Consider the following 13,830-nt stretch of genomic DNA (forward strand, 5'->3'; position numbering starts at 1 on the left):
TCCGGATATAAGCGAAGTATGTCGATGCAGCGAATTTCATATCGTCTATCTGGCTTCCGCAGTACCGGCCGGGGGCTGTGGTTCATACTGACCCTGCTCTGCCTGCTGCTTCTGTTTTCAGTGCGTAGCTATGCGGATACCGTCGATCTCTCGGTGACCTATGGCTATCAGAACACAGCGAAAGCCGGCCGACGTCTGCCGCTCAGCATCGGCATCGAAAACCATCAGGAGAGTACCTTCTCCGGCTATATCCATGTCTATATGGTTGAGTCGGAGGACAGTGTCTATGAGTACCGCTATCAGAAAATCGTCGAGGGCGGTTCCTCGGATACGCTGAATGTAACCGTGTCACTCAGCTCCGGTATCAGCCAGCTGCTGGTGACGGCGGAGGACAGAGAGGGGCATACGCTGGGCTCACGGCGGATCGGCCTCGATGTCGCAGGCTCCGATGCAGAACTTATCATCGGGATCATCTCCGATCATCCAGAGGCGCTCAGTTATCTGGATAATGTGGGGATCAATAACGGTATTCTCAGGACCCGGAGTGTGATTCTGCCGGTCGATGATCTGCCAGATTCAGAAAACGAGCTCGATCAGCTGGACGTTCTTCTGATTTCGAACTTTTCGATGAAGAGGATACGTAAGAACGAGGCAGAGGTCATCGCACAGTGGGTACGGGATGGCGGTATCCTGCTGCTGGGAACAGGAGCGCGTGGGGAGGATGCCCTGAGCCCATACTACGCAGGGTATCTACGAAATGCACTTCAGCCGACGGAGATGAGTCTCGAAATGGGGAACGCGTATCACGAGAACGGAGATCTGGAATTCCTCTCACTGACGGCCTCCCCGGTTCAGATCAAGGGTGGACAGGAGGTCGTGCTTTCGGATGGTGTGCCGATCGTTTCGGAGATCTCGGAGGGTGCGGGTATCGTCGCCATCAGCGGGTATGATTTCTGTGACCTTACGCGTTTCGCCACGGATCAGAGTGGATACATCGACCAGCTCTTTTCTGCTGTTCTCGGGAAAACGCGTCTCGAAAATCTCTCGATCACGGCTTCGGAGCGGAGTCTCGCCCGCTACTGGAATGTACAGGAGCTTATGAACCTGAGTGATCTCCGAAAGGTGCCGAAGCCACTGCTCTATGCCGTCATTCTCGCTGCCTATGTTCTTCTGATCGGTCCAGGACTTTACTTTTTCATGCGTGAACGGGAGGTCCTTCGGATGTACCGTCCGGGCGTCCTGCTGGTGACGGCGCTGACGATCATTCTCGTGTATGTCATGGGACTCGGCACACGTTTCATGGGGCCGTTCCTGACCTGTGTCCGTCTGAAAAACATCTCGGCGGAGAGCGTCGATGAGACGGATTATCTGAATCTGCGCTCACCCTACTACCGAAGCTATGAGCTTCCGGTGAAGACCGAGTATGATGTGTATCCGATCTTGAAGGGCGCGGACTTTACAGGCGATATCCAGGGACTGCTGTCTATGGAGGAGAATGTAAGTCATACGAGCATCGATAACGGTCGTGAGAAAAAGACGATCACGATTCAGAACGCGGCACCGTTTGCGGCCCGTTACTTCGAGCTTCACAACAACATGCCGAACGCCGATGGAAGCTTCCAGTCGGATATCGTCTTTGCGGACGGCAGTGTACGTGGCACGCTCACAAATGGTACGGCCTATGACCTCGGCGATGCGGCACTGCTGATCTATGGAAAGGTGATCCGGATCGGACGTCTGGATGCCGGTGCCAGCATTGACCTCGGAAGCTGTGAGACCATCAATGTGCCGGTGGGTGACAGCCGGAAAATCGCCGCCAGTGTCACCAGCGGAGGCTGGCAGAGCTTCCTTCGCTACTATCTGATGAACAGCCTGAACGGCTATTTCAGTGATGCGCGCATCGTCGGCTGCGTCCGGGAGGAGAATCCAGAGAAGCAGCCACTGGATTTCACAGAGCAGACGGATATCGACAGCTATGGCTTCACGATGGTGGTTTCCTCTCTGCCGTTCAGTACCCGCGTGGGGGATGTCTACAGCTACAGTGCACTCTCGACGGATCCGCAGATCCAGTCGGGTGATTATGATGCGACGGAGAACACGGTCGCGAGTGCATGGCCGGCGACGCTTGAGTACCATCTCGGCGAGGGCAGTGACATCACGACTCTCACGATCGAGAGTCTTTCGGCGGAAGATGCGGGGGAGGCGAAGTCCATCGGCAGCGTGCGTCCGTTCCGTGGCAGCATGAGCTTCTATAATTATACGACCGGCGGCTTCGATATCATCGATATCGGAAACGGTGTGCTGACGCGGGCACAGCTTAACAGCTATCTCGATGAGGACAACATACTCATCGTGCGCTATACCTCGAGTGAGGAGAACACGGGGATCGATGAGCGACGGTATCTCCCGATGCTGACCGTGACGGCACGGAATACAGAAGAAAAGCCGGTGGAGATGATCGATGCGGCTGAACTTGAGGCATCCGAGTATGTCGGGGAAGGCAGTGTGTCGGAGGAAACAGAGCCCGGCATCGGATGAGATCGGAAAGAATCTGTATGGGGGGTCAGCCACGGATGAGAAAGGAGCGTATCCATGATTTCTTTTGAAAATGTCAAAAAGAGCTACGGCCATGTGACAGCGCTCGATGGGCTCACGATGCATGTGGAGGATGGCGCACTGTATGCACTCGTCGGACCGAATGGTGCCGGGAAAACCACGGCACTTCGTATGCTGCTCGGACTCGTATATCCGGACAGCGGCCAGGTACGGATCGATGATATGGAGGCAGGCGCGGATGTGCGTCGCCTGAAGCGCCGCATCGGATATGTGCCGGATCGCATCGGTGCCTACCCGAACCTTCGTGTATCAGAGTATATGGACTTTTTTGCGGACTGCTATGATCTGTCCGGTGTGAAGACGAAGCGACAGATTCAGATGCTGCTCGATCTCGTCGGGTTACGTGATCGGCAGGGGCAGTATATGGATTCGCTGAGCCGGGGAATGCAGCAGAAGCTGAGCCTGGCCCGTGCGTTGATCCATGACCCGAAGATTCTCGTTATGGATGAGCCGACGGCCGATCTGGATCCGGCGACGCGCTTCGAGTTCCGGCAGATCCTCGCAAGCCTCGCGGATTCCGAAAAGACCATCCTGATCAGTTCACGTACACTGACGGAGATTTCGGATCTGTGTACGGATATCGGCATCCTCGACCGCGGTCGTCTGGTCATGGAAGGAAAAATCCATGAGGTGCTGGATCGGGTGGATGCGTCGAATCCGATCATCATCAGCATCGCAGGAAATCTGAGCTCGGCGATGCAGACACTGAAGCATGATCGTCTGGTGAAATCGATCAGTATCCGGGATAAGAATCTGCTGATTACGTATGCGGGCTCACAGAAGGAGGAATCGGCACTGCTTCGTCGACTGATCGAGGCGGGTGTGCCGGTACGCGGCTTCCATCGGGAGAAGGGCGACCTGGAATCTCTTTTCCTGCAGCTGACCGGTGCACGTGAAGAAAGGAGGGTGACATACTATGAAGCGGAATCCGATTTTCCGGAGGGATGAGCTCATCAATGCACGTAGTCTGACGCTTCCGCTGCTTGTGACACTCCTGAACGGGGGACTGAGCATCCTGATTCTGATCAATCTGTTTTATATCGTCTCGACGGCGGAGCTGACGGGGGAGATCGCGTATCAGAGCTTCCTGCGTATCTACTATATCGCAGCACTGCTGGAGCTTCTGCTCGTGCTTCTGCTCGCGCCGGCACTGGCCGCGTCCTCCGTTGCCAGTGAGCGGGACCAGCGTTCACTGGGGCTTCTGCTGACGACTCAGCTGACACCGGCGGATATCATCATCGGCAAGCTGATGAGTGTGATGAGTACACTGATGCTGCTCGTTGCGACGGCACTTCCGATCTTCGCAACCGTATACATCTATGGCGGTATTACCTTCTTCGATATCCTGATGTACCTGCTTACGGCCTTCGTATGCGCGCTGCTGTCCACGAGCATCGGCATACTCGTCAGTGTCAGTATCTATATCACGACGGCGGCCACGCTGGTGTCGTATGCCGGCATGGCGCTCTGCATCCTGACCGCGCTGCTGTTCGTTCAGTTCCGTGGACGCTTCGGCATCGGTGGGGTACAGGCGTATGTCATCGCCCTCCTGTTTTTTATGCTTCTGTCGCTTCTGGCACTCGGCTTCAGTATGCGACAGCTGAAGCCGCATCCGGTACGCCGGAAAGCGTAGACGAAAGAGCGGCAAGGACAGAAGATGTCCTATGCTTCGACCGCAGGGATAGATTTCGGCTCATAGCATGCAGGATCGACAGCGACAGGAGACAGAACGAACAGAATGAAAGAAGTGGTGGATATCACGGAAAACAGAATACAGGCTGCAGCTCCGAGACGACGGAAAGCGGCACGCGTCTGCTTCCTGCTGAGCCTCTTATGGATGGTGTTTATTTTTATGATGTCGCAGCAGAACGCAGATGTGTCGACGGAAACAAGCCTTCGGGCCGGTACGCTCGTGGCAGAGCTCGTGGTGCCGGGCTATCGTGACTGGCCGGCAGGAGAGCAGCGGGCACTTGCGATGCAGATCGACTATCCGGTGCGGAAGCTCGCCCATGCCAGCGAGTATACGGTGCTCGGCATACTGTACAGTCTGAGTGCACTGTCGGTAGCGGTGGTACCGAAGCGGAGAAGGCTGCTCTGTACGGCCTTTCCGCTCGGTGTTCTCTATGCAGCGAGTGATGAGTTTCATCAGCTGTTTGTGCCGGGACGTGCCGGGCGGGTGAGCGATGTGCTCATTGACAGCAGCGGGGTGCTGCTCGGAATCGCGATTGTTTCTCTTTTTATGCACATAAAGCAATTCTTGAAAACGAAGTCTGTTTATGCTTAAATGTTATCTATTGAACAGAGATGGGAGAGGTGAAAGATGAACTGTATCATGATCGGTATCGCCGGTGGTTCAGGCTCCGGCAAGTCTACCTTTACGAATCGTCTTAAGAAGGAATTTGGTGATCAGGTTACCGTGATTTATCACGATAATTACTATAAGTCGAACGATGGCATCCCGTTTGAGGTACGTCAGAAGGTGAACTACGATCATCCGGATGCCTTCGAAACGGATCTTCTCATCGCACATCTGAAGGCACTTCGGCGCGGCGAGTGCGTACAGTGTCCGGTGTATAACTATGCCGAGCATAATCGTTCGCAGGAGACGACCGAGCTTCGACCGAGCAGAATCATCATCGTCGAGGGCATCCTCGTCCTCGAAAATCCGGAGCTTCGTTCCCTTTTCGATATTAAAATCTATGTGGAAGCCGATGCAGATGAGCGTATCATCCGTCGCATCATCCGTGATGTGAAGGAGCGTGGCCGTCATGTCGAGGATATCTCCGAGCAGTATCTGACGACCGTGAAGCCGATGCACTATCTGTATGTCGAGCCGACGAAAGCACTCGCGGACATCGTCATCAACAGTGGTATGAACGATGTCGCCTTCGATCTCATGCGTACGAAGATTCAGAAGATTCTCGATACACCGGAGAACGGAGCCGATTAACCGCCCCCTCACGGTCGAGGTCGGCCGATGAAGGATAGAAGCAGTCAGTTAAACATACATGTATATAAAAATGGGAGGTAGCCGCATGCTTTACAACAGTACCCGAGGGGGAGAGAATGGCCTCCGCGCATCGGAGGCGATTCTGAAGGGGCTCGCGTCGGATGGTGGTCTTTTCATGCCGGAGAAACTGCCGGTACTTACGAAGTCACTTTCGGAATTAAGCACGCTTTCATATCAGGATCTTGCGTATGAGATTATGAAGGAGTTTTTCACGGATTTTACCGAGGAGGAGCTCCGTCACTGTATCTGTGCGGCCTACGATGAGAAGTTCGAGGATCCGAAGATCGCACCGCTGGTAAAGAAGGGCGGCGCATGGTACCTCGAGCTGTTCCACGGAAAAACCATCGCATTTAAGGATATGGCCCTCTCCATCCTCCCACACCTGATGGTGACCAGTGCACGGAAGAATCAGGTGACGGATCGTATCGTGATCCTGACCGCGACCTCCGGTGATACCGGAAAGGCGGCGATGGCCGGCTTCGCGGATGTACCGGGTACGGAAATCATCGTATTCTATCCGTATGGAGGTGTTTCCCGTTTCCAGGAGCTGCAGATGCGGACTGAACCGGGGAAGAACACCCACGCAGCAGCGATCCGCGGCAACTTCGATGATGCCCAGACCGGTGTGAAGCAGATCTTCCATGATCCGGCATTTGCACAGAAGCTGAAGGCACAGGGCGTCGTTCTGAGCTCGGCAAACTCCATCAACATCGGCCGTCTGGTGCCGCAGGTGGTCTACTATGTCTATGCATATGGTCAGATGCTTCAGGCTGGTGATGTCGCAGAGGGTGAGAAGATCGATGTCTGCGTCCCAACCGGTAACTTCGGTAATATCCTGGCAGCGTATCTCGCGAAGCACATGGGGGTGCCGATCGAGAAGCTGATCTGCGCATCCAACGAAAATAAGGTATTGACGGACTTCTTCGGTACCGGCGAGTATAATCGGAACCGTCCGTTTATTCTGACCTCCAGCCCGTCGATGGATATCCTGATCTCCTCGAATCTGGAGCGCCTTATCTATCTCAGCACCGGCTGCAACAGCGCGAAGACCGCACAGCTTATGGAGGACCTTCGTACGAAGGGCGTGTATGAAGTAAGTGAGGATATGCGTCAGTTCATGGCGGACTTCGTCGGTGGCTTCGCAGAGGAGCCGGAGGTCTTTAAGACCATCCGTGATCTGAAGGAAGAGGCCGGATATGTACTGGATCCGCATACAGCAGTTGCATCTGCCGTCTATAAGCAGTATGCTGAAAAGACGGGCGATACCCGTAAGACCGTGGTCGCATCGACCGCAAGCCCGTATAAGTTTGCACCGAATGTGATGAAGGCCCTTGGGTATGATGTGGAGCATCAGGATGTGTTCGAGGTCATCGACCAGCTGTCGGAGATTTCCGGCGTGCCGGAGCCACGTGCGATTCGTGAGGTACGAAACGCAGCGATCCGTCACAGCGAGGTCTGCGAGATTTCCGAGATGAAAAAGATGGTCGAGGACTTCCTCTTCGTCTGAGATTTTTCAGAGAGCGCATCGTGCCTGTGAGAGAGCGACAGGGATGTGTTTAGTGAAAATGTGTATAGGAAACATGGAAAACGAAGTAGAGCTTGTCTATGTTTCTATAGAAATACAATGCAGGCTGTGTTAATATATTCACATAGTTTCTAAATGCTGTTTTATTAGGAGGAAATACAATGTTAGTTAACGCTAAGGGAATGCTTGATAAGGCACTGGCTGGTCACTATGCTGTACCACACTTCAACATCAACGATCTGGAGTGGGCGAAGTCTGTACTGCTCGCATGCGAGGAGGTGCAGTCTCCGGTAATCCTCGGTGTATCCGAGGGTGCAGGCAAGTACATGACCGGCTTTAAGACCGTTGCTGCGATGGTAAAGGCGATGGTTGAGGAGCTCGGCATCACCGTTCCGGTGGCACTTCACCTTGACCACGGCACATACGATGGAGCGAAGGCTTGCATCGAGGCCGGCTTTACGTCAGTTATGTTCGATGGCTCACACTATGACATCGACGAGAACGTGGAGAAGACCAAGGAGCTCGTAAAGCTCGCACACGAGCATGGCTGCAGCCTGGAGGCTGAGGTCGGCGGTATCGGTGGTGTAGAGGATGGTGTTACCTCTGCCGGTGAGAAGGCAGATCCTGCAGAGTGCAAGCGCATCGCAGATCTCGGTGTAGACTTCCTTGCAGCTGGTATCGGTAACATCCACGGTGTATATCCGGCAGACTGGCAGGGTCTCGACTTCGATGTACTCGCAGCCATCAAGGAGCAGATCGGTGATCTTCCGATGGTTCTGCATGGTGGTTCCGGTATCCCGGATGAGATGATCCAGAAGGCCATTTCTCTCGGTGTTTCAAAGATCAACGTAAATACCGAGCTTCAGATCGTATTTGCCAAGGCGACCAGAGCGTACATCGAGGCTGGTAAGGATCTTCAGGGTAAGGGCTACGATCCTCGTAAGCTTCTGAAGCCGGGTGCAGAGGCCATCATCGAGGAGTGCAAGGCACGTATCGCTGTATTCGGTTCCGCACACAAGGCTTAATCTAACGGTTACTTTTAGAACCTGTCCCAGATCCTGGGACGGGTTCTTTTCACGCACTATGTCCTGCCTTTCATAGGGGAGTAGAAGGAGACAATAAATGAGTGAAGTTATAAATGTTACGGAAATTTTCGGTGAGGATGTCTTTAACGACAAGGTGATGCAGGAGCGTCTTCCGAAGGCAGTCTATAAGAAGCTGAAGAAGACCATCACAGAGGGCTACGAGCTCGATCCGACCATCGCGGATGCGGTTGCGCAGGCGATGAAGGAGTGGGCACTCGAGAACGGTGCGACCCATTACACGCACTGGTTCCAGCCGCTGACCGGGATCACCGCAGAGAAGCATGATTCCTTTATCTCGGCCGCCGATGCCGACGGTAAGGTCATCATGGAGTTCTCCGGCAAGGAGCTGGTCCGCAGTGAGGCCGATGCTTCTTCATTTCCGTCCGGTGGACTTCGTGCGACCTTTGAGGCGAGAGGCTACACCATCTGGGACTGCACCAGCCCGGCCTTCCTTCGTCGCGAGGGAGAGCATGGCGAAATCGTAACACTTTGCATCCCGACCTCCTTCTGTTCCTTCGGTGGTGAGGCGCTGGATACGAAGACCCCGCTGCTTCGCTCCATGCAGGCGATCAATGAGCAGGCACTGCGTATTCTCCGTCTGTTCGGTAACACGACATCGAAGTCGGTGAAGCCATCCGTCGGTGCAGAGCAGGAGTATTTCCTGATCGACCGGAACAAGTATCTGAAGCGGAAGGACCTCATCTATACGGGGCGTACCCTCTTCGGCGTGATGCCGGCGAAGGGCCAGGAGCTCGATGACCACTACTTCGGTTCCATCCGTCATCGCATCGCTGCCTTCATGCGCGATGTGGATGTGCAGCTCTGGAAGCTCGGCGTCACCGCGAAGACGGAGCACAACGAGGTCGCACCGGCACAGCATGAGCTGGCACCGGTCTATGATGAGGCGAACCTTGCGGTCGACCATAACCAGCTGGTGATGGAGGTCATGAAGAAGACCGCACCACGCCATGGTCTCGAGTGCCTGCTTCATGAGAAGCCGTTCTCCGGTGTCAATGGCTCCGGTAAGCACAACAACTGGTCGCTCGTAACGGATGATGGCATCAATCTGATGTATCCTGGCGAGACACCACATGAGAATATTCAGTTCCTGCTCGTGCTGTCCTGCGTACTGGCTGCGGTCGATAAGCATGCGGATCTTCTCCGTCTCAGTGCGGCGGATGTCGGAAACGAGCATCGTCTCGGTGCGGATGAGGCGCCACCAGCGATCGTTTCTGCGTTCATCGGCACCCAGCTCGAGGATGTCGTGGAGCAGCTGATCGGTACCGGCTATGCGACCGAGTCGAAGCAGGGCAAGATCCTTCCGACCGGTGTCAACACCATGCCGGATCTCTATGCGGATGTCACCGATCGTAACCGTACGTCACCGTTTGCTTTTACCGGTAACAAGTTCGAGTTCCGTATGGTGGGTTCGGCCGAGTCCATCGCAAGTGCGAACATCATCCTCGATGCCATCGTCGCAGAGCAGTTTAAGGAAGCCGCCGACGTACTGGAGAAGGCAGAGAACTTCAGCGATGCGTGTCATGATTACATCAAGAAGCTCCTGACCGAGCACCAGCGGATCATCTTTAACGGAAACGGCTACTCCGAGGAGTGGGTAGAGGAGGCAGAGCGCAGAGGTCTTCCGAATCTTCCGTCCATGGTGGATGCGATTCCGGCCCTGACCACCGAGAAGGCGATCAAGCTCTTTAAGGAGTTCGGTATCTATACAGAGGCCGAGCTGGTGAGCCGTGAGGAGGTCGAGTACGAGCAGTACTCGAAGGTCATCAATATCGAGGCACGTGCGATGATCAACATCTCCGGCAAGCAGATCATCCCGGCGGTCATCCACTACACCACGCGTCTCGCGGATTCGATCCGCAAGGTGAGCGAGGCATGCCCGGAGGCGGATGTATCGGTTCAGAAGGGACTTCTGCTGCATGCGTCGAAGCTGCTTTCGGATATGGAGCAGGCGCGAACGAAGCTGCTGCAGGATGTCGAGCTGTATGGTCCGGAGAAGGATGCCGAGAAGAAGGCACGTTTATACCACGATACGATCGTGCCGGATATGCGGGCACTGCGTACACCGGTCGATGAGCTGGAGCAGATCGTGGATAAGGATCTGTGGCCGTATCCGAGCTATGGTGATATGATTTTCGAGGTTTCCGAGCCTTAATATGCGAACGCTAGTACCGGCGGGGCGCCTCCACGAAGCTGAAAGCTTTGTGGAGGCGCCCCGCCGTCTATAGAATATTGAAATCACATAAAAAATATGATAGCATGTTCGAAAACAAGAAAAATATGAGGTAAATGAACAAAAGGTGAAAGGCGGGAACACGATGCTGGAGCGGGAGACGACGATTATTCTGAGGACTTTATATGAGCGTGCAGAGAGTACGCAGCGGGACCTGGCGGGAGCGCTGGGAGTGTCGCTGGGGAAGACAAATCAGCTCCTGCAGGAGACGGTGAATCAGGGGCTTCTCCGAAAGCTGAGCCATGATGAGGGGCGTGGCCGGAATGTGCTGTATGAACTGACGGAGGCAGGGCAGCAGCACCTGGAGGCCCATCGGGTGGACGCGGCGCTCGTACTGGCGTCGGGCTTCGGCTCCCGTTTCGTGCCGCTCACGTATGAGACACCGAAGGGCCTGCTCGAGGTTTTCGGGGAGCGGATGATCGAGCGTCAGATCCGACAGCTTCATGAGGTGGGGATCACGGATATCACGATCATGGTCGGGTACCTGAAGGAGAAGTTCGAGTACCTCATCGATAAGTACCAGGTGAAGCTGATCTACAATCCGGAATATGCGACGAAGAACACACTGGCGACGATGCACCATGCGGCGTCGGTGCTCCGGGGGCACAACTGCTATATTCTGTCCTCCGATAACTGGATGCGGGAGAATATGTACCATCGCTATGAGGCGGATGCCTGGTATGCGGCGAGCTTCATGAAGGGGGAGACCCGGGAATGGGCGATCGAGACCGCACGAAACGGTGCGATCCGGGATGTGCGGGTCGGTGGCTGTGATCAGTGGTGCATGTATGGGCCGGTGTACTTTACGAAGGAGTTTTCGGAACAGTTTCTGCCGTTCATCGAGAGCTACTACCGGATGCCCGGCACGGAGCAGTTCTACTGGGAGGATGTACTGATTCGGAATCTGAAGCTGCTGCCGCCGATCTATATCAATAAGCAGCCGGAGGGGGAGATCTATGAGTTCGAAAATCTCGAGGAGCTTCGGCAGTTCGATGAGAAGTATGTCAATCATTCCGGCTCCGAAGCGATGCAGCTCGTGTCCCGGGTCTTCGGCATCCCGGAGTCCTGTATCGTGCACATCCGCTGCCTGAAGGCCGGGATGACGAACAAGTCCTGGTACTTTTCGGTGCTGGATACACCGGAGGCACCGGCGGAGTACCGTGGAAAGGACTACATCTGTCGTATCCCGGGACCGGGCACAGAAAAGCTGATCGATCGTTTCCACGAGGGCGAGGTGTACCAGGCAGTGACGCAGCTCGGCATCACCGAGGAGCTCGTGTACTTCAATCCGGAGAACGGCTATAAGATCTCCCGCTACTATCATGGGGCGCGCAATGCAGACTACGGGAATCCGGTGGAGCTTCGGCAGTGCATGGCACTTCTGAAGCGTCTGCATAATTCCGGCATCGTGCTGAAGCATGATTTCGATCTTCATGAGGAGATGCTGCGTTATGAGACGTACATCCGTGAGGCGGGTGCGGTGATCCCGTTTGAGGATTATCCGGAGGTGCGTCTCCATGCGGAGGAGGTCTTCCGCTTCGTAGCGGCGCAGCAGCGTCCGAAGACGATCGCCCACATCGATTCCGTAAAGGATAATTTTATCTTCACGGACGAGGGGCTCAAGATGATCGACTGGGAGTACTGTGGCATGGCAGATCCGCTGACGGATCTTGCGATGGCGGCGATCTACTCCTACATGAGCTTCGAGGAGACGAAGCAGCTGATCGAGCTCTATCGTACGGCACTGATCGGCGAAGCACCGTCCCTGTCGGAAACGACGACGGGAGCGTCCGGTGACGATGTGGCGGACGGAGGCATTGCCCTCCAGGGACTCGACGACGAGGAAGCCTATGCGCTGGTCGTCGCCTATATGGGGCTCGGCGGGCTTTTATGGGCTCTCTGGTGTGTATACAAGATGGCGCTCGGGGAGAGCTTCGGCGATTACACGCTCCGAATGTACCGATACTTTAAGGATTCGTATAAATTCTTACGAAATTCGGGGAAAATTTAAGCGAAGCTTATGGAACAGACGCGCAAAAGCGTGATAGAATCTAGCTATGAACAATCGGAGGGCGACACTATGAATATGAAGGCGAAAATGCGTGTCCTGGGACTCACCCTGGCGATCGGATGTGCGGCGTTTGCGACACCGAGCTTTGCAGGCTGGGGCCAGAAGGATGGCAAGTACTACTACGTGGACGATTCCACGAATAAGTATATCTACAGCAAGTGGATCCATACCTCTTCCGGCTACTACTATATCGGCAGTGACGGATATATGGTGACGGGCTGGAAGAAGATCAACGGGAACTGGCACTACTTCCGCTCGAACGGTCTCATGGTGACCGGCTGGCGCCAGATCGATAACAAGTGGTACTACATGAAGACGGATGGTGTGATGCAGACGGGCTGGCTGAAGCTGACCGAGAACGGGACGACCCGCTGGTACTATCTGAAGGGCGATGGCTCGATGGCGACCGGCTGGCGTCAGATCAGCGATAAGTGGTACTATTTCCAGCCGGGTGACGGCACCCTGCTGATGGATACCTGGGCGAAGATCGATAACAGCTGGTATCGTTTCGAGTCGAACGGCGTGATGCAGACGGGCTGGTACGCACAGGAGGGAAGCTACTACTACCTGAACGCGAAGGGCGTGATGCAGACCGGATGGAAGACCGATACCTCGGGACACAAGTACTATCTGGATACTTCAAGCGGAAAGATGGCCCAGGGCTGGAAGCAGATCGAGGGCGAGTGGTACTACTTCGGCGAGAATGGCAAGATGATTGAAGGCTGGCTCGAGTCGAAGGGTGCGTACTACTACTTAAACAACGGTAAGATGATTGCAGGAAAGACCGTGACCATCGGCGGCACAGACTACAGCTTCGATGCGAACGGCGCCTGCACCTCGGCGATCGGCGGTGTTTCTGTAACCCACGCAGGTGGCAGCACCAGCAGTACCGGCAGCACCACCACGAGCACCTCTGGCGGCAACGCTGTGACCGCAGCGACACCAGGCGGCAGTAGCTCGACGGTGACGACACCGGGCAGCACCGGAAGCTCGAACATCACGACGAGTGAGCCGGGGACGAGCACGACGGCCGGTCCGGGCGGCGTATCACAGTATGAAACGACGCAGGCGGCGGGACCGGGCTCTGTGAGCGGAAGCAGCAATGTGACGACGTCCTCACCGGTGAGCACGACGACCAGTTCCTCCGGCGCGATCGAGGAACTGAAGGTCGGCAGCCTGACGGGACCGATGTAAAAATCAAAATAACAAATCGGAAAAGTACATAATCGAAGCAGACATAAACACTCAGCCAGAACCCTTCGGGGCTCTGGC

The 13,830-nt window shown here is 55.1% G+C and carries 10 protein-coding genes; all 10 read left to right on the forward strand.

The window, feature by feature from the left end; translation table 11 throughout:
* Nucleotides 1–24 precede the first annotated feature (24 nt).
* The gene (locus ACK8P7_RS03735; RefSeq protein ID WP_410042889.1) at nt 25–2,538 is read left to right on the forward strand and encodes a hypothetical protein; all 2,514 of its coding nucleotides are present in this window, start codon (nt 25–27) and stop codon (nt 2,536–2,538) included.
* A gap of 54 nt (nt 2,539–2,592) precedes the next feature.
* Nucleotides 2,593–3,564, forward strand: coding sequence for an ABC transporter ATP-binding protein (locus ACK8P7_RS03740; RefSeq protein ID WP_410042890.1), 972 nt, complete (start codon nt 2,593–2,595; stop codon nt 3,562–3,564).
* Nucleotides 3,533–4,249: a hypothetical protein gene (locus ACK8P7_RS03745; RefSeq protein ID WP_410042891.1), complete on the forward strand. Its 717-nt coding sequence runs from the start codon at nt 3,533–3,535 to the stop codon at nt 4,247–4,249. The genes ACK8P7_RS03740 and ACK8P7_RS03745 overlap by 32 nt, the downstream gene beginning before the upstream one ends.
* 105 nt (nt 4,250–4,354) lie before the next feature.
* Complete coding sequence (locus ACK8P7_RS03750; RefSeq protein WP_410042892.1) at nt 4,355–4,900, forward strand: VanZ family protein; 546 nt, start codon at nt 4,355–4,357, stop codon at nt 4,898–4,900.
* A 36-nt stretch (nt 4,901–4,936) separates the two neighbouring features.
* Nucleotides 4,937–5,566, forward strand: a complete 630-nt coding sequence (gene udk, locus ACK8P7_RS03755) for a uridine kinase (RefSeq protein ID WP_410042893.1) — start codon at nt 4,937–4,939, stop codon at nt 5,564–5,566.
* A gap of 85 nt (nt 5,567–5,651) precedes the next feature.
* Nucleotides 5,652–7,133, forward strand: coding sequence for a threonine synthase (gene thrC / locus ACK8P7_RS03760; RefSeq protein WP_410042894.1), 1,482 nt, complete (start codon nt 5,652–5,654; stop codon nt 7,131–7,133).
* A 179-nt stretch (nt 7,134–7,312) separates the two neighbouring features.
* Nucleotides 7,313–8,176 (forward strand): class II fructose-1,6-bisphosphate aldolase, encoded by an 864-nt coding sequence (fba, locus tag ACK8P7_RS03765; RefSeq protein WP_410042895.1) that lies wholly within the window; start codon nt 7,313–7,315, stop codon nt 8,174–8,176.
* 97 nt (nt 8,177–8,273) lie between these two features.
* Nucleotides 8,274–10,409, forward strand: a complete 2,136-nt coding sequence (locus ACK8P7_RS03770; RefSeq protein WP_410042896.1) for a glutamine synthetase III — start codon at nt 8,274–8,276, stop codon at nt 10,407–10,409.
* A 163-nt stretch (nt 10,410–10,572) separates the two neighbouring features.
* The gene (locus ACK8P7_RS03775) at nt 10,573–12,498 is read left to right on the forward strand and encodes a sugar phosphate nucleotidyltransferase (RefSeq protein ID WP_410042965.1); all 1,926 of its coding nucleotides are present in this window, start codon (nt 10,573–10,575) and stop codon (nt 12,496–12,498) included.
* A gap of 69 nt (nt 12,499–12,567) precedes the next feature.
* The gene (locus ACK8P7_RS03780; protein WP_410042897.1) at nt 12,568–13,752 is read left to right on the forward strand and encodes an N-acetylmuramoyl-L-alanine amidase family protein; all 1,185 of its coding nucleotides are present in this window, start codon (nt 12,568–12,570) and stop codon (nt 13,750–13,752) included.
* The last annotated feature ends 78 nt before the right edge of the window (nt 13,753–13,830 follow it).

It is taken from the genome of Oribacterium sp. P9, assembly GCF_046365365.1.
GTDB lineage: Bacteria > Bacillota > Clostridia > Lachnospirales > Lachnospiraceae > Oribacterium.

Excerpts from the sequence above, each read along its gene's own strand:
- ACK8P7_RS03750 (WP_410042892.1), top strand. The coding sequence starts at position 4,355 with ATGAAAGAAGTGGTGGATATCACGGAAAACAGAATACAGGCTGCAGCT.
- udk (WP_410042893.1), top strand. The coding sequence starts at position 4,937 with ATGAACTGTATCATGATCGGTATCGCCGGTGGTTCAGGCTCCGGCAAG.
- ACK8P7_RS03745 (WP_410042891.1), top strand. The coding sequence starts at position 3,533 with ATGAAGCGGAATCCGATTTTCCGGAGGGATGAGCTCATCAATGCACGT.
- fba (WP_410042895.1), top strand. The coding sequence starts at position 7,313 with ATGTTAGTTAACGCTAAGGGAATGCTTGATAAGGCACTGGCTGGTCAC.
- ACK8P7_RS03780 (WP_410042897.1), top strand. The coding sequence starts at position 12,568 with ATGAATATGAAGGCGAAAATGCGTGTCCTGGGACTCACCCTGGCGATC.
- ACK8P7_RS03740 (WP_410042890.1), top strand. The coding sequence starts at position 2,593 with ATGATTTCTTTTGAAAATGTCAAAAAGAGCTACGGCCATGTGACAGCG.
- ACK8P7_RS03770 (WP_410042896.1), top strand. The coding sequence starts at position 8,274 with ATGAGTGAAGTTATAAATGTTACGGAAATTTTCGGTGAGGATGTCTTT.
- thrC (WP_410042894.1), top strand. The coding sequence starts at position 5,652 with ATGCTTTACAACAGTACCCGAGGGGGAGAGAATGGCCTCCGCGCATCG.
- ACK8P7_RS03735 (WP_410042889.1), top strand. The coding sequence starts at position 25 with ATGCAGCGAATTTCATATCGTCTATCTGGCTTCCGCAGTACCGGCCGG.
- ACK8P7_RS03775 (WP_410042965.1), top strand. The coding sequence starts at position 10,573 with ATGCTGGAGCGGGAGACGACGATTATTCTGAGGACTTTATATGAGCGT.